This is a genomic window from Leptothrix discophora (assembly GCF_030705305.1).
GTDB lineage: Bacteria > Pseudomonadota > Gammaproteobacteria > Burkholderiales > Burkholderiaceae_C > Sphaerotilus > Sphaerotilus discophorus.
The window spans coordinates 46,306-61,800 of the sequence record NZ_JAUZEE010000014.1 but is presented as its reverse complement, the minus strand read 5'-3'; the positions used below and the strand labels follow the sequence as shown (position 1 = coordinate 61,800).

Annotated in this window: 16 protein-coding genes; 4 read left to right on the top strand and 12 right to left on the bottom strand. The window is 73.7% G+C overall.

Going from position 1 to position 15,495, the window contains the following annotated elements; translation table 11 throughout:
- Positions 1 to 52: 52 nt before the first annotated feature.
- From Q8X39_RS19080 to Q8X39_RS19060, 5 genes are read right to left on the bottom strand one after another with little or no spacing between them, the layout of a single operon-like run.
- Entirely contained in the window at positions 53 to 790 is a 738-nt protein-coding gene (locus Q8X39_RS19080) for a (5-formylfuran-3-yl)methyl phosphate synthase (RefSeq protein ID WP_305751281.1), read from the bottom strand.
- Positions 787 to 1,410 carry a DUF447 domain-containing protein gene (locus Q8X39_RS19075; protein WP_305751280.1) on the bottom strand — a complete coding sequence of 208 codons (624 nt, stop codon included), beginning with the start codon at positions 1,408 to 1,410 and terminating at the stop codon, positions 787 to 789. Before Q8X39_RS19075 ends, Q8X39_RS19080 begins: the two co-directional genes overlap by 4 nt.
- Positions 1,407 to 2,870: a DUF6513 domain-containing protein gene (locus Q8X39_RS19070; RefSeq protein ID WP_305751279.1), complete on the bottom strand. Its 1,464-nt coding sequence runs from the start codon at positions 2,868 to 2,870 to the stop codon at positions 1,407 to 1,409. Before Q8X39_RS19070 ends, Q8X39_RS19075 begins: the two co-directional genes overlap by 4 nt.
- On the bottom strand, positions 2,849 to 3,532 hold the full coding sequence (locus Q8X39_RS19065) for a flavoprotein (protein ID WP_305751278.1): 684 nt from the start codon (positions 3,530 to 3,532) through the stop codon (positions 2,849 to 2,851). Before Q8X39_RS19065 ends, Q8X39_RS19070 begins: the two co-directional genes overlap by 22 nt.
- A complete protein-coding gene (locus Q8X39_RS19060; RefSeq protein ID WP_305751277.1) occupies positions 3,465 to 5,603 on the bottom strand; it encodes a sigma-54-dependent Fis family transcriptional regulator in 2,139 nt (712 codons plus the stop codon). The genes Q8X39_RS19065 and Q8X39_RS19060 overlap by 68 nt, the downstream gene beginning before the upstream one ends.
- A 267-nt stretch (positions 5,604 to 5,870) precedes the next feature.
- On the opposite strand from Q8X39_RS19060, the gene Q8X39_RS19055 reads away from it, so the two are divergent.
- Positions 5,871 to 6,455, top strand: coding sequence for a dihydroneopterin aldolase (locus tag Q8X39_RS19055; protein WP_369538127.1), 585 nt, complete (start codon positions 5,871 to 5,873; stop codon positions 6,453 to 6,455).
- Positions 6,456 to 6,680: 225 nt separating this feature from the next.
- Here the strand turns inward: Q8X39_RS19055 and fae are convergent, their stop codons facing one another.
- The 7 genes from fae to Q8X39_RS19020 all read right to left on the bottom strand — a co-directional run bounded on the left by fae (position 6,681) and on the right by Q8X39_RS19020 (position 13,657).
- Positions 6,681 to 7,190 (bottom strand): formaldehyde-activating enzyme, encoded by a 510-nt coding sequence (gene fae, locus Q8X39_RS19050; protein ID WP_305751276.1) that lies wholly within the window; start codon positions 7,188 to 7,190, stop codon positions 6,681 to 6,683.
- A gap of 130 nt (positions 7,191 to 7,320) precedes the next feature.
- Positions 7,321 to 8,190: a triphosphoribosyl-dephospho-CoA synthase gene (locus Q8X39_RS19045; RefSeq protein ID WP_305751275.1), complete on the bottom strand. Its 870-nt coding sequence runs from the start codon at positions 8,188 to 8,190 to the stop codon at positions 7,321 to 7,323.
- A 3-nt stretch (positions 8,191 to 8,193) separates the two neighbouring features.
- Positions 8,194 to 9,189 carry an ATP-grasp domain-containing protein gene (locus tag Q8X39_RS19040; RefSeq protein ID WP_305751274.1) on the bottom strand — a complete coding sequence of 332 codons (996 nt, stop codon included), beginning with the start codon at positions 9,187 to 9,189 and terminating at the stop codon, positions 8,194 to 8,196.
- A gap of 12 nt (positions 9,190 to 9,201) precedes the next feature.
- Positions 9,202 to 10,221 carry a methenyltetrahydromethanopterin cyclohydrolase gene (mch, locus tag Q8X39_RS19035; protein ID WP_305751273.1) on the bottom strand — a complete coding sequence of 340 codons (1,020 nt, stop codon included), beginning with the start codon at positions 10,219 to 10,221 and terminating at the stop codon, positions 9,202 to 9,204.
- Positions 10,218 to 11,513: an ATP-grasp domain-containing protein gene (locus Q8X39_RS19030; RefSeq protein ID WP_305751272.1), complete on the bottom strand. Its 1,296-nt coding sequence runs from the start codon at positions 11,511 to 11,513 to the stop codon at positions 10,218 to 10,220. Before Q8X39_RS19030 ends, mch begins: the two co-directional genes overlap by 4 nt.
- Positions 11,510 to 12,430: an NAD(P)-dependent methylenetetrahydromethanopterin dehydrogenase gene (locus tag Q8X39_RS19025; RefSeq protein ID WP_305751271.1), complete on the bottom strand. Its 921-nt coding sequence runs from the start codon at positions 12,428 to 12,430 to the stop codon at positions 11,510 to 11,512. Before Q8X39_RS19025 ends, Q8X39_RS19030 begins: the two co-directional genes overlap by 4 nt.
- 39 nt (positions 12,431 to 12,469) lie before the next feature.
- Positions 12,470 to 13,657 (bottom strand): GHMP family kinase ATP-binding protein, encoded by a 1,188-nt coding sequence (locus Q8X39_RS19020; protein WP_305751270.1) that lies wholly within the window; start codon positions 13,655 to 13,657, stop codon positions 12,470 to 12,472.
- A 194-nt stretch (positions 13,658 to 13,851) separates the two neighbouring features.
- Here Q8X39_RS19020 and Q8X39_RS19015 point away from each other — a divergent pair, with 194 nt between their 5' ends.
- The 3 genes from Q8X39_RS19015 to Q8X39_RS19005 all read left to right on the top strand — a co-directional run bounded on the left by Q8X39_RS19015 (position 13,852) and on the right by Q8X39_RS19005 (position 15,457).
- On the top strand, positions 13,852 to 14,355 hold the full coding sequence (locus Q8X39_RS19015) for a GNAT family N-acetyltransferase (RefSeq protein ID WP_305751269.1): 504 nt from the start codon (positions 13,852 to 13,854) through the stop codon (positions 14,353 to 14,355).
- Between the two features lie 59 nt (positions 14,356 to 14,414).
- Positions 14,415 to 14,960, top strand: coding sequence for a GNAT family N-acetyltransferase (locus Q8X39_RS19010; protein WP_305751268.1), 546 nt, complete (start codon positions 14,415 to 14,417; stop codon positions 14,958 to 14,960).
- Between the two features lie 107 nt (positions 14,961 to 15,067).
- Positions 15,068 to 15,457 (top strand): RidA family protein, encoded by a 390-nt coding sequence (locus tag Q8X39_RS19005; RefSeq protein ID WP_305751267.1) that lies wholly within the window; start codon positions 15,068 to 15,070, stop codon positions 15,455 to 15,457.
- Positions 15,458 to 15,495 lie beyond the last annotated feature (38 nt).

Genomic DNA, 15,495 nt, shown 5'->3' with positions numbered 1-15,495 from the left:
GGCTCCACCGGCCCCATCAGGCGCATCAGCCCCGTCAGCTCCGTTAGCCCCATCAGCCCAGCGCGGCGAGCAGCGCCGCGAGCCGGTCCGGATCCAGCCCCAGCCGCCGGTCGCCGGCACAGACGGCCGATCGGAAGCCGGCGTAGTCCGGTGCCAGCGCCCGCAGCGCCGGCAGGTCGGACGGCATCAGCGCGCCGGCCAGGCCGACCTGGCCGCCGCCGCGCCGCAAGGCCGTGACCCAGGCTGCCAGTTCGCCGGCCGGACGCCGCTGCAGCAGCGAGCCGCCGCGCTTGTCGGCGGTGTCGAGCATGACGGCCGGGAAGCCGCCAGCCGCCGCCGCATCGACGCAGGCCGGCGCGAGGCCGTCGTCGGCGATCAGCACCGGAACGATGGCGATGCCGCTCGCGCGGGCCTGCCCGGCCAGCGCATCGAGCAAGTCCCGCGCCGCCGCCGGGTCGTGCATCGGGATGCCGACCTTGACCTGGTCGACGCCGCAGGCTGCGACGCGCTCGACCCGGCGCTGGATCGCCGCGCAGGCGGCCGCCGGCCAGTCGCCGACCGTGGCGCTGATCGAGGCCGAAGGCGTCCGCGCACGCAGGGCCGCGACGATGTCGGCGATCACCCCCAGCGGCAGGCCGCCGAGCGCACCATCGGACGGGTCCTTCAGGTCGATGGTGTCGACGCCGGCGGCGGCCGCCTGCAGCGCCTCGGCGACGTCGCGCACGCTGACCAAGGCACGCAGGCGGGTCGGCAGACGCACCGGTGCGATGGCCGGAAGACCCGTGTTCATCGGCCCTCCGGCGCGGCCGACGCGGCCGCCTGGACCTGCCGGTGGCGCTCGACCGCCTCCAGCAGCCAGCCCCAGGCCTCGTGCTCGTTCGGGCTGGCGGTCTTGTCGATGGCGACCTGCAACGCGGCCAGCTCGCGCTCGATGCGTTCGAGCGGCAGCAGCCTGAGCCGACTGACCAGCACCGCGCCTTCGACCACCGCCGCCTGGGCCCGGTTGAAGCCGAGGAAAGGCGCGTGGTCGGCCTGTTCGATCACCCGCAGCGTCAGCACCGGGCGCTGCGCGTCGTCGCGCTGGTCGACCAGTTCGAGGGCCAGGTGGCGCAGCGCCTGGGCCAGCCGCAGGCCATCGTTGGCCGGCACCGGCTCGGTCGGCCAGTCGCGCCGGCCGGTCACGCAGCCGGCGAAGACCCGCGTGTCGGTGACGACGTTGAGCACCGCGCCGCGCCGCGCCAGGATGTTGTCCAGCGTGGTCGAGGGCTTGAAGGGCATGACGACGATCAGGTCGACGCCGGCCTCGCGGCGGTAGCGCACGCCCATCGGCGCGATGTGCAGCGTGCCGGCGGCCGAGCGGGTGGTCAGCACGACCTCGTGGATGACGTCGTTGGCGGGGCTCGGGTTCATGTCGGCGGGTCGGTCCGGCGGGCGGGAGGTCGGGTGGTGGGTGGTCGGGTGACGGGTGACGGGTTCGCGGCCTGGCCCGGCCCGCAGGCCGCCGCATCCTGGGTCAGGCCGGTCGGGTCGGGCGGCACCTCGGCGGCCACGCCCCATTGCAGCGGCCGGTCCTGCACATAGCGCTTGCCGAGCTGCCAGGCGATCTGCGCCCGCGCCAGTTCGACGCCCATGTAGAAGGCATGGCCGGCATCGCCGTGCAGGCCCAGCTGCGGCCACAGCACGAACGGGTCCTGCGCCAGCCGCAGGCCGTCGCGGTTGTAGACGTGCAGGCCCTCGGCCGAGACCTGGATGCGGAAGTTCGGGTCGCGCACCTGGGCGGCGGTCGCGGCGATCTCCTCGGGCGTGTCGGGCCAGGGTCGCTTGGCGTGGGTCGTCATCAGCGCGTCGCCCAGGCCCTTGGGCAGCGTGCGCAGCGTCTGCGCCGCATGCATCACGCGCCGGGCGACGTCGGCCTCGCGGATGGCGCGACGGGCGTGGGCGCTCACCTGCGTGGTCAGGATGGCGGCCACGTCCAGTTCGGCGCAGATGCCCAGCAGCAAGGCGTTGATGCCGCTGGTGTCGGCCTCGGTCAGCTCGGTCAGGTTGCCCACGCCCATCAGGATGGGCGCGTCGGGGAAACGGTCGCGCAGGCGCTGGTAGCGCACGATCGAGCGGGTCAGGCCGAAGGGGATCGGGTCGAGGATGGCGTCCGCCAGGAAGGCCCGGCCACGGCGCTGGAAGGCCTCGATGCTGCTGGCGAGTCCTTCCTCGTCGGCCGGCTCGCGGCCGATCAGCACGGGGGTGGACGGCACCTCGTCGGCGACCCACAGCAGCGACGGCGGCAGGCTCAGCAGGTAGTCGGCACCGGCCCGGCCGCCGCGCAGCAGCTCGTCGGCCTGGAGCGAGTCCACGCTCACCTGGAAACCCGCTTCCTTCAGGGCCCGCACGGCATCGTCGAGCTGCGGGTAGTCGGTGCCGGGCAGGCAACCGAGGTCGATCACGTCGGCGCCATCGGCCACGAGGTCGCGGGCGCGGGCCAGCGTGGCCTCGACCGAGAGCTGCGGCGCATCGACGACCTCGGCCAGGATGCGGGTGCGCCAGCGGCTGAGGTCGACCGCGCGGGCGGCCATGCGGAAGTGCTGGGGCAGGTCCTTGAGTTCCTCCGGACCGCGCTCGACCGGCAGGCCGTAGTGGGCGCTCAGTTCGGCCAGGTCGCCCCGGCAGCGGCCCGGCACGATCAGCTTCGTGGCGGCCAGCGGCGCCGGCACGCGACGCCGGATCAGCTCGGGCGTCATCAGCGCGGCGACCTGCACGCCGATCTCGCGGACCTCCCAGCTGAAGGGCAGCGCCGCCGCCTCGGCCATCTCGCCGAGCACGCGCCGCAGCGCCGGTTCGGCCAGGCGGCCGGTCAGGAAGACGAGGTGATCCACGACAGCGACAGTTCATGCAGGCGCAGCGTCAGCGCCTGTTCGAGTTCATCGACCGAGGCGACCACGCGCGCATGGTCGATGCCGCGCAGCCGCTCGACGTTGTCCAGCTCGATGCGGCGCGGCCGCAGCGTGACCCAGCCGTGCGGCGCCTCCGTCACGACCACCGGCTCGGTGTCGCACGCGAACACGATGCCGGGGATGCCCAGCTTGCCGGCCTGCGCGAACATGTTGGTGGGCAGCGTGTCGCTCAAGCCGTAGGCGCACTTGGCCACCGTGTTGCTGGTGGCCGGCGCGACGATGACGGTGTGATAGACGTCGGTGTAGAGCCGCCCGACCGGCACCGCGCTGGCGGTCTTGTCGCGCAGCACGCGGAAGCGCTTGCGCAGCGAGTCGAGCGGGATCTCGTAGATGCCCAGCACCTCCTCGCCGGCGGCCGACAGGAACAGGTCGACCTGCGGCAGGCGGGCGGCGAGTTCCAGCGATTCATGCAGGCCGTGCCCCGAGCCGGTCAGGCACCAGGCGAAGCGGGATCGGACCGGGCCGGGCGCGGCCCCCTCGTCGTCGTCTCCCGGCCGCGCGTCGACGGGCCCCGCCTCAGTCGGTGTGGGAGAGTCGGATGTGCAACTTGTGCAGTCGTCGGTACAGGGTGTTGCGGCTGACATCGAAGGCCTTGGCCACGCTGCTGACGTTCCAGCGGTGCTGTTCGAGCATCTTGAGCAGCATCTGCCGCTCGTTGGCTTGGATCGGGTTGAGCTTGAGCACCGCCTCGTCGTCGGCGGCCTCGTCGGTGGGCGACACAGGCAAGTTCGATGCCGGTGCGCCCGCGGTCGCCGGGCCAGCGTGCGGTGCGGTCGGTGCGGACAGCGCGGGCGTCTCGCCGATCGCCGGCTCGCGTGGCATCTCGGGCATGGACAGCGCCGTCATCGGGCTGCCGGACTCGATGGCGGCACGCTGCAGCGCCACCGGCAGGTGCTCCAGCCGGATCGGCGCGCCATCGGCCAGCGCGCAGGCCGAGCGCAGCGCGTGGCGCAGCTGGCGGACGTTGCCGGGCCAGGCATAGGCCATCAGCAGCTGCTCGGCCTCGCCGGACAGCCGGCCGTCGCCGCCGCTCTCGGCCAGCAGCAGGCTGCGGATCAGCTCGGCGCGGTCGCTGCGCTCGCGCAGTGCCGGCAGGCGGACCTCCACGCCGGCCAGCCGGTAGTACAGGTCCTCGCGGAAGCGGCCGGACTCGACCAGTTCCATCAGGTTGCGGTAGCTGGCACTGAGCAGCTGGAAATCGACCGCGACGGTCTCCTCGGCACCCAGCGGCGTGACCTGGCGCTCTTCCAGCACACGCAGCAGGCGGGCCTGGAGTTCGAGCGGCATGTCGCCGATCTCGTCGAGGAAGAGCGTGCCGCCATCGGCCTGCAGGATCTTGCCGCGCCGGCCGTTGCGCTGCGCGCCGGTGAAGGCGCCGGCGCGGTAGCCGAACAGCTCGGACTCGATCAGGCTCTCGGGCAGGCTGGCGCAGTTCACCGCGACGAAGGCGCCGCCACTGCGAGGGCTGCCCTCGTGCACCGCGCGGGCGAAGACCTCCTTGCCCGAGCCGGTCTCGCCGCACAGCAGCACCGGCGTCTGGCGGGCGATGACGCGCCGCGCGACGTCGAGCTGGCGCGCCAGCGTCGGGTCGGCCAGGGTCGGGCCGACCGGTGCGGCCGGCGCCGTCAGCGGACGTGGCAAGGGCGTGCGGGTCGGCGTCAGCACGCGGCCCGGCGCGCTGGCCTGGGCCGAGCTGGCGCCCGAACCGAGCTGCAGCGCGCTGGCCTCGAAGGCCGGCCGCCGCATCACCGCGAAGAAGCGGTGCGAGGCATGCGCGCGGTAGGTCACGACCGGGTGGAAGGACGACAGCGTGCTGCGGTGGAGCAGGTCTTCCTGCGAGGTCTGGAAGATGTCCTCGATGCGGCGCGAGCGGATGTCGGCCACCGACTGCAGCCCCAGCTGGAACAGCGCGCTGCGGTTGGCCGCGAGGATGTGGCCGTCGTCGGAGACCGCCAGCCGGCCTTCGTGCAGCGTGTAGACGAACTCCGGGCGGCTGTGGAAGTGCACCGGGTGGGCATGCCGGAAGCACTGGTCGATCAGGCGGTTCTCGATCATCCGGGCGGTCATGCCCAGCAGGACCAGCAGGTGCTGCTGCATCAGCGAGGAGCGGCTGGAGACGTCGAGCACCGCGGCCATCTCGCCGGCCGGGTTGTAGACCGGCACGGCCGAGCAGGTCAGGCCGGTGTACTGGGTGTAGAAGTGGTCCTCGCGCCGCACCGCCACCGGCGCGGCCGCCGCCAGGCAGGTGCCCATGCCGTTGGTGCCGGCCTCGGTCTCGCTCCAGAACACGCCGGGGCGCAGGCCCAGCGGCGCGACCTCCTCGGAGAACTCGGGCGAGGCGACCATGTGCAGGATGACGCCGTCGGTGTCGGTCAGCACGACCGCCGCCTCCTGGTCAGCCAGCTGCTGGAACAGCGTGGCCATCTCGTGGCGGGCGCAGTCGACCAGCGTGGCCATGCGGGCCAGGCGCTCATGCAGCGCGGACGGCTCCAGCGCGCGCAGCTCGCGCGGGCGGTCCGGGTGCAGCAGGTACTCGTCGAGGCAGCGCCGCCAGGAACGCGCGACGACGTCGTTGTTCTCCTCGCCGAAGCCGCTGCGCACGACATCGAAGACACGTTCGGCATGTCGGCCGGTGTTGAGGACGGTGATCGCCATCGGGGACTCCTGCAGCGAAGGTGGGACACGTCGGGCCGCGCGTTGGAACAGGACGGCGGGCTGCCGGCGTGGACACATCCTGCGACCGGGACCTCGAGACGGGTCCTGCAACGAGAAGCCGGATTTTTTCCCGGCCCCTCGCGAATGAAAGCGGTGTTTGTCCTGACCTTGTCGAGCCCAAACCGAAGCCTCGCGACAAATCGTCGCGGGCACGGTTGATGCGTGGTGGGCCGCCGGCGCAGCCGTCTGGCGGTGCGCCGTGACACGATGAACCCCAACGACGAGGAGACCGACCCGATGCACGCCGCACCCCGCCCGATGCCCCTGCATGCCAGCATGCCCGAGGGCGATGCCACCGCCCCGGCGCTGGACCTGATCTTCATCGAGGGCTACACCGGCGAGACGGTCATCGGCATCCACCCGTCGGAGTTCCACCGCACGCAGCCGCTGGTGATCGACGTGCAGGCCGGCCTGCCGCGTGCGCTCGCCTGCGACAGCGATCACATCGCCGACACGATCGACTACGGCGTCGTGCGCGACCGGCTCGATGCGCTGATGCGCGACCACGGCGTCACGCTGCTCGAAGCCCTGGCCGAGCGCATCGCGCAGATGCTGCTGGTCGACTTCGGCGCGGCCTGGGTGCGCGTCAAGGTGGTCAAGCCGCGCAAGTTCGACAACGTGCAGGCCGTGGGCGTGCAGATCGAACGCCGCCGCGCGGCCGGTCAAGCGCAGCGAGCGGCCGCCCGTGCGCCGCAAGCCGGCGCGCAGGTGCTGCGCTGGATCGGCGCGGGCACCGTGCCGCAGGCCACGCCGCCGCGCGTGGCCGATGGCGACGAGGGTTCCTGGCGCTGAAGCGGCACCGGCCGGCCGTCACGAACTGACCACATGAGCCGGCCAGACCAGCCGGCCAGACACGAAAAAAGAGCGGGCCTGCCCTGACAGACCCGCTCGACAAGTTCCCCTGTTTCCCGGAAGACACACCGCCTTGCCGCGCCCGGTCGGAGCCGGCCGGCAAGGCCGTCATGGGCTCATCGAGTGAGCCAGCGGCAGGCGGCTCGCGCCTGCCGCGTCAACGCGTCACTTGGCCGCGAACGGGTGGGCGGCGCTGCCCTTGCGTGCGACGACCTCGGCGGCGGTCGGCGAGTTGGCCACGGCGCGGGCCAGGGCTTCCTTGGTCGCGGCGTAGTTGTAGTCCTGGATCTTGCGGTCGTCCTCGGCGGCCCAGTGGATGAACACGCCCACCGAGATGAAGACGTTGTCGGCCTCGTCGGCCGGGATGGTGCCGTCCTCGACGCTGTCGGCCACGGCCATGGCCACCGCACGCTGCGCCGGGCCGAACATCTGCACGGCCTGCTTGGCACCCTTGATGGTGACCTTGTTGAACATCACGGTCGCGGGCTTGCACAGCAGGTTGGGCGCCACCACCGCCAGCAGCGAGGTGAAGCCGTCCTTGTTGTTGGTCAGGCAGTTCGCGAAGGCGGTCTCGGCAGCGCTGCCGCGCGGGCCGATGATGAGGTCGATGTGGGCCACCTCGTTGCCGTCGCCGACGAGCGACTCTCCCACCAGCATGCGATCGATCTTTGCCATGATGTTTCCGTCTCCAATTGAAGGTTCTGTGGTGTGACGGCCGGCCACTCAGGACGGCGCCCCCACCCTCACCTAATCACGTTCCGTGCCACCCGGGGTGTCACCTGGGGACGGTCCCGATGCCTGGGCGTCAGGCGACCAGCGCGGCCAGCATCAGCGTGGCGACGGTGAGGTCGGCGCTGGTGCCGGGGTTGATGCGGCGCGACTTCAGGTCGTGGTCCCAGGCCGTCCAGGCCGGATCGGCATCGAGCGCCGCGCCACCCGCCGCCCGCTCCCGCCAGACCCTGGCGTCGACGAGGACACTGTGTGCCACGGCCTCGCCGTGCTTGCGAACAATGTGTGAATCGTGGTCGCTGGCCAGCCAGGCGAGGTAGAGCCGCTGCACCGCCGCGACCGAGGCCGCATCGGCCGGCACGTCGAACGGGTCGTCCGACGGTGCGGGCGCGACGCCCCTGCCGGCCAGCGCCGGCAGGCCCAGGTCGAACAGCTCGGCCAGTCCGTCGCGGTACTGGCGCGCGATGCGATCGCGGTCGGCCGCCAGCACCATGGCCTCGCGCAGCGTCACGCTGGGCGCCTCGTGCACGTCCTGCGCCTCGGCCGATCCCAGGCCGCCCGGATGGGCCTGCACGATGGCCCGGTAGGCGGCCTCGGCATCGGCGACGTCGAGGTCGGCCAGCACCGCCTGGACGGCCGTCCGCAGGTCACCCGGCGAGGTGCAGGCCTCGGCCGCCGCCGCGATCGGCGCGCACAGCAGCACGATGCCGAGGTTGGTGTTGCAGCCGACCCGCGACCAGCTCGCGGCGATGGCCGCCTCGATGCGCGCACCGACCGGCGCACGCGCCGCACACAGCCCGTCGACCGAGGCGGCGGCGCTGTCGAGGAAGGTCCGGGCCTGCATGCCGTGGCCGCCCGAGGCGGCGCTGACGTTGCCCGGCTTGCGCACCGCGACGTCCCAGGCGCAGGCGCGCAGGAAGGCGCGGCGGATCGCGGCGGTCGGCACGGCTCAGGCCCGCCGCATCGAGACGGCCCGCAGCGGAGCGGTCGCGACCGGCTGCGGCCTGGTGGCGGACAGGCCGGCCATCTTGCGGTCGATCAGGTCATCGACCAGGGCCTGCGCGACCGCGAAGGGCGTGACCTGCTGCAGACCACGCCAGGCGGCCACGCCGTTGACCTCCAGCACCTGCAGCGGGTGCCGGCCGGCGGCGGGCATGAGGTCGACGCCGGCATAGTCCAGGCCCAGCGCCGCGCTGGCGGCCTCGGCGATGCCGGCCAGTGCCGGCGTGAGTTCGGCCGCCTCGCAGCGCGCGCCCTGGGCGACGTTGTGGACCCAGTGTTCGCTGACGCGCCGCATCGCGGCCACCGCCCGGCCACCGATGACCATCACGCGCCAGTCGTGTCCGGGCTGCGCCAACGGCGGCAGGAAGCGCTGCAGGTAGTGGTGACCGCTGCGCTCGGCTGGCAGGTCGACCCAGCCCTCGGGCGTCGCGCCGACCTGCATCAGGCCCTTGCCCTGCGAGCCGAACAGCGGCTTGCGGACCAGCGCATGGCCGGCCGCGCCCTCGCGCACGAGGATGCGCCGGGCCCGCGCCGCCGACTCGGTCGCCCAGGTCGGCGGCATCGGGATGCCAGCGGCGTGCAGCAGCAGGCTGGTCATGCCCTTGTCGACGCTGCGCTCGATCGCGCGGGCCTCGTTGTAGACCGGCACGCCCAGCGCCTGCAGCGCATGCAGCACGGCCAGCCGCTGGGTGACCTGCTCGAAGCTGCCGGCGGCGATGCCGCGCACGATCACCGCGTCGGGCAGCGTGCGGCCGTAGCCGGGCAGCAGCAGGCCATGCGGGCCGGCGGAGGTGTCGATCTCGCAGTCGGCCAGGTCGATGCAGCGCCCGACACCACCGCGCGCGCGCAGCGCCTTCTGCAGCTGGCGCGTGTGCCAGCCGATCTCGTCGGTCATGATGGCCACGCGCAGGCGGTGGACGGCGGGCGGGCTCGGCAGGCTCATCGCGTGAGCCTCTCAGGCTTCTTGCAGCCAGTGGGGCAGCAACAGGCCCAGGTCGGTCCGGCCGGCATGGAAGGTCAGGCCGCTGTCGAGGTGGCTGACCCAGACCTCGGCCGGCGCGAACAGCATCGGGTCGATCTTGTAGAAGTCGTGGCCGGCCGCCTGGAACAGCTCGGCAAAGGGCTTGCCGTGGTCGGGCGAGTTGATCGCCGGCAGTTGCCGGGCCAGCGAGCGCGCCGCCTCGACGCTGCCGCGCACGGCCAGCCGGACCTGGCCGCCGTAGAGGATCGCGTCGTTGCTGCGGCCCATCGCGGCGACCCCGTCGGCGACCGGCGCGGGCAGCGGCGCGCTGGCGCTGCCATCGACGATGTCGGCCAGCGCGAAGTGCAGCGCATGGGCCTTGTGCAGCGCCACCTCCAGCACGCGGGCCACCACCTGGGTCAGGCCGGCCAGGCTGCGGGTGGGCGTGAGGATCACCGTCAGGCCCTCGGCCGGCAGGTGGCAGTCGCGCAGGATCTTGGCCAGCACGACCGGCGGCGGCATGCGGTCGACCTCCAGCACGATCACGCCGGCATCGCCGTCATCGACATAGCCCAGCTCGGCGTAGAGCGGCTCCTTGCGGGCCAGCGCGCGGGCCGGGCCGGAGCCGAGCGCGAAGAACTTCTTCGCGCCGGTTTCCTCGGCGCTGGCGGCCAGGCTCCAGCCGGCGTACTGGCTGCCCAGGCAGGCCAGCACCGGCTGCGCGCTGGCGACGTCCAGCCAGTGCGGCCAGCCGGCCTGCGGGGCCAGCCGCTGCGTCACCGTGCCCAGGCCGCCGAGGCAGACCTCGGCGATGCGCAGGCCGGCCTCGACGCTGCCCGGCACCGCGATGCCGGCGTCGATCAGGCAGACGCCCTCGGCCGTGCGGCTGACCGCCAGGCCCAACGCGTCGGCGCGCGCGAGCAGGTCGCGCACGATCGGCGCGGCAAGGCGGTTGACGGACAGGCGCGAGCCGGCCAGCGGCGGTGTGCGGGGAGGATGGACGGTGTCGGTCATGCAGGGATCTCGATCGGGAGGTCGGGCGTCTCGTCCTGCGCCGCCGGCGGCGCGTCGATCAGCAGGGCCTGGGCGGCGGCAACGCGGCGTTCCAGCAGTCGCCGCACCAGCGCGGCGTCGCCATGGGCCGAGGTCGCGACGACCTGCACGCTGCACACCGGGGCACCGGCGTGCAGCGGCTGCGGCCCGGCCGGCAGGTCGTGCAGGCCCAGCGTCGCCGCCTGGGCCTGCAGCCGGGCCACGCCGGCGGCACTGAGCAGGCCGTCGACGGGGCTGCGCACCAGCTCGCAGCCGCGCAGCCGGCCCTGCGCACCGCCGCGCCAGGCGGCGAGCGCCAGCGCATCGGGTGGCGCACCGTCGCGGCAGGCGCGCAGATGGGCCTGCACCAGGCCCGCGCCCGGACCGGCCCAGGTGCCGGCGGCGTGGTCGGGCTCGCCGGCGCCGTAGAGCACCAGGCTGGCGGTCGGCCGCGGGTTGATCTCCAGCACCTGCCAGCGCCCGGCCACCAGCAGCAGGTCAATGCCGACCAGGCCACGCAGCCGGAAGCGCCGCACCAGCCGGTCGGCCAGCGTCTGCAACTGGGCCTGCGATCCTGCCGTCCACGGCAAGGGGCCGATGACGCCGCCGTGGCCGTGCGAGGCGCCGTCGGGCCCGGCATGGGTCAGCAGCCGGTTCAGGCCGAGCAGCGCGGCCCGGCCACCGTCCTCGCCGGCCGCAGCGACCAGCGTCAGCGACATCGCCTCGCCCAGCAGCCGCTGCTGCCAGTACAGGCCGGGACCGCCGGGGGCCGCCGCCACGCCATCGGCCGGCTGGACATGCGCGCCGCCACAGGCGGCCAGGTCCTTGCGCAGCCAGCCCGGCGTGTTCACCGGCCGCAGCGAAACGGGCGGGTGCTCGATGCCCAGCGCCTTCAGTGCACCGAAGAAGCGTGCCGGGTCGCGCAGCACCGCGATGTCGGCGGCGGCGCTGCCCAGCACCGGCAGGTCGGCCAGGTCGGCGCCTTCGCGCGCGAAGCCGCTGCCCAGCAGCAGGCCCAGCGGCGCGGGCAGGCCCTGCGCCGCACACCCGCGCAGCGCCTCGGCCCAGGCCGCGCGCAGGCTGGCCGGGTCGATCTGCCAGACGCCCGGCTCGCCCCCCGTGGCGCGCGCCAGCGGCAGCCAGTGGCGGCAGGCCGCGCGGGTGTCGGCGTCGCCGAACAGGTCCAGGCCGATGACCTCGCAGCCGTCGCGCCGGGCGGCCTGCGCCAGCGCCCGCACCGACAGGCCGGCGACGACCAGGACCGGCGCGCTCATCCGGCCGCCGCCACGCTGACGGCCAGGTGGGCGCGCGCGGTCTCGAAGGCCTCGGCAAAGCCCAGCACCTGCGGGCTGCCGGCCTCGTGCATGCGCCGCATCAGCTGCTGCTGGGTCTGGTACTTGACGTTGCCGATCGCCAGCGCGCCGATGCCCAGGGCCGCGCTGCCGGGGATCGGGGCGTTGCGGGCCATCACGTCGACGCCGGCGATGCCGGCCGGCGGCACCGCGTTGACGTCGGCCGCCACCCGCAGCGAACCGGCCACGGCCAGGTCCTCGGCGGAGACGACCTGCACGCCGGCGGCGGCGCAGGCCAGGATCACGTCGGCCTCGGCGATCGAGGCCCGCACGGCCGCCCGGTCACCGCCGCTGACGCCTTCGAGCCGGACGCCGAAGCGCCGTGCGGTGGCCTGCGCGGCCTCGTCGGCCACGTCGATGCCGTTGCGGCTGGACAGCGCCACCGAGGCCCCGGCCTGCGCCGCCAGCACGCCGGCGATGCGGCCGACCGGCCCGGTGCCGCCCAGCACGACCACCCGCCGGCCGGCATAGCCGTCGGCATGGCCCTGCTGCTTCAGGCCAGCCTCGACGCAGGCGACCATGGCTGCCGCGGTCGTGTAGGCCCCGCTCGGGTCGGCCATCAACGAGACCGTGAACGGCCCGACCAGCGCCTGCTTCGCGGCGTCCAGCATGTCGGCGGCCAGCAGCGCGTCGCGCCCGCCGATGAAGATGCCGGTGCGCGCCAGGCCCTTCGGGCTGCGCGAGAAGACCGTGTCCTGCGTCAGCCCCCGGATGCCCGCCAGCGCCACGCCGCAGTACGGCGTGATGACCTGCCAGCCGGCGTCGGCGGCCATGTTGATGTCGAAGGGGCTCATCTGCGAGCCGGGCGTGAACATATGGAGGACGTAGGGGCGTTCCATGGCGGACCTGCGGGATGTCGTCGGAGGAATGGGCGCGGCTCAGGCCACGCAACGGGCCGGATCGGCGGACCACCGCGCGGCGAGTCGCTCGGACACGCGGGCGCCGCGGTTCAGGGGTGTGGCGATGCGCCACTGCAGGCCCGGCGCGATCTGGCCGGCGGCCTGCGCCGCGCCGATCAGTGCCTGGGCCCGCGCCGCCGAGGGCAGCAGCGCGAAGGCGGTCGGGCCCCAGCTGGTCTGGCCGATGCCCGCACCGGGTGGATCGGCGGGCGAACCGGCTGCCGGGCCCTCGCCGGGGACGGCAGCGGCCGAACGCAGCCAGCGCATCAGCCGGCCGACCGCCGGGCTGGTGTAGGGCTCGCCGTCCTGGGCCGGCGCGAAATGGCCGCCCAGCACGTCCTGGATCGCCGTCAGCCCAGCCGCCGCGACGCCGAAACCGGCCCCGGCGAAGCCCGGCAGCAGGCGCATCAGCGTCTCGTGGCAGATGGCGGCGGCCTGTTCGCGCGACAGCGGCGGCAGGCTGGCCAGCGCGGCCCGTTCGGCATCGCCCGACAGGCCGCGGCTGGACGGATCGGTCACGACCAGCACGCGCCAGCCTTCGGGCACCGCGATGCGCGACAGCAGCGGCGCGGGCGAGCCGTCGGCCAGCGGCCCGCCGTCGAGCAGCAGCCCGCCCGCGTCGAAGCCGGCGATGCCCACGCCCGAGCGCAGCCCCCGGCCCAGCCAGGCGGCCAGCGTGGCGCTCGGCAGGTCCAGCCCATGCCAGCGGCAGAAGGCCCGGCCGACCGCCAAGGCCAGCTGGGTGCCCGAGCCCAGCCCGGCATGGGCCGGCAAGCACGCGTGCAGCGTCAGGTGCAGGGCGGGTTCGTGGCGACCGCTGCGCTGGCGCAGCGTGTGCAGGTGGCGGGCGGCGCGTTCGACCTCGGCCTCGGGCACGCCGGGGTCGGCGCTGACGCCGGCACGGCCAGCGGCCGCTTCGGCACGTGTCGCGGCGCGCAGGCTCAGGCGGGTCTGCGGCGCGTCGACGGTCAGGCCGATGCTGCCGAAGGGCCGGCCGAGCGTGCCGGCCGGATCGAGGAATCCGAGGTGCAGCCGGGCCGGTGCCTCGACGCCAACCACGCGGGCGGTGCTGCCGGCCGGCGCATCGGGTGCATCGGGTGCATCGGGTGCATCGGCGGCATCCGTGCCGGGCGGCAGGATCGAAGGAGGTGGGGTTCTGCTGTGCATCGTGAAGCCGGTTAGCAAGCGATATTCCACATGTGGTTTACCCGCGAAACGGGTGCCTGGCCGCCGCCTCGGACGCCCCGGACACGCCCCGGACGCCCCCGGCCTGCGGGCCGGCGGCACACACTGTCACGCCGGCTGCGCCGATCATCGCCCCAGCCCACCCACCGCCTGCCATGCGCGTCCCCCTGCCCCACATGCCTGCCTTCCTGATCCGCCCCGGCGCCGAGCGCGATGCGCGGGCCTTGGCCACCGTCCTGAACCACTACATCGAGCACAGCACCTCGACCTTCATGACCGAGCCGGTCTCGGTCGACAGCCGGGTGACCTTCATCTGCGAACGCAGCGCCGAGCTGCCGATCTGGGTCGCCGAGCTTGACGGCCAGTGCATCGGCTGGGCCGCGCTGTCCCTGCACCAGCCCCGCAGCGCCTACGGCCACACGGCCGAAAGCTCGGTCTACCTCCACCCCGACCACCTGGGCTGCGGCTACGGCACCGCGCTGATGACGCAGCTGGTCGCGAGCGCCCGCCAGATCGGCTATCACAGCCTGATCGCCGGCGCCTGCACCGAACAGCTCGCCAGCATCCGCCTGCACGAGCGCGTCGGCTACACCCGTTGCGCCCACTTCCACGAGGTCGCCCGCAAGTTCGGCCGCTGGCTGGATGTGGTCTACCTGGAGCGGCTGATCGGGCGGGAGTGAGCGGGGGCCGTTCCATGCTGTGGCAAGCTCGGCGCGATGCAACCGCGAGGCCATGGCACATGCACGAGCATCCCCAGACCCGCTGCGCCCCCACCTGCGCCCATCCCGCCGTCCGGCTGCGTCCGCTGGTCCGCGACGACCTGGCGGCGTGGTTCGCGCTGCTGGCGCAGCCAGCCGTGCATGGGCCGACCAGCTGGAACGTCGGCCGCGCCGAGGACCTGATCGGCCATGTGCTCGGCAACGAATCGGACGCCGCCGACGCCCCCCGGCGCTGGGCCGTGCTGGCTCGGGACGGCGGCACGCTGCTGGGCACGGTCGGCCTGCATTCGGTCTCGATGGCGGACCGCCGGGCCGAGATCGGCTACGAGCTGGCCCCCGAGGCCAGGGGCGCCGGCATCGCCACGGCGGTTTGCCGGGGCGTGACCGACTGGGCGCTCGGGCCGGCTGGCCTGGTGCGGGTGCAGGCCACCGTGCGGGTCGGCAACGACCGTTCGCAGCGCGTGCTCGAACGCAGCGGCTACCAGCGCGAAGGCCTGCTGCGGTCCTACCGCCACGTGCGTGGCATCCCGGACGACTTCTGGATCTGGGCGAGGATCGGACCCTGAACCGGCTTCAACGGCGCCAGCCCTCCGATACCGGCACCCATACCGGCACCCACACCAGCACCGATACCAGCACCCACACCCACACGCCACACCGACCACGCTTGCCCATGCCCCGCCAGCTCATCTCTTCCGGCTCCCCCTTCGAGGCCGACATCGGTTACTCCCGCGCCGTGGTCGTCGGCGACTGGGTCTTCGTCTCCGGCACCACCGGCTTCGACTACGCCAGCATGGCCATCAGCGACGACGTCGGCGAACAGGCCGCCCAGTGCCTGCGCAACATCGCCCGGGCGCTCGAACAGGCCGGCAGCAACCTGCACGAGGTCGTGCGCGCGACCTACGTGCTGCCGGACGGCGACGACTTCCCGGCCTGCTGGCCGGCGCTGCGCACGGCCTTCGGCGAGGTCCGCCCGGCGGCGATGATGATCAGCGCCGGGCTGGCCGATCCGCGCATGAAGATCGAGATCGAGGTGACCGCCCTGAAGGGCTCGGCCGCCTGAGCGCCGGCACGGATCCCCGTCCCTTCCTCCACGCTTCC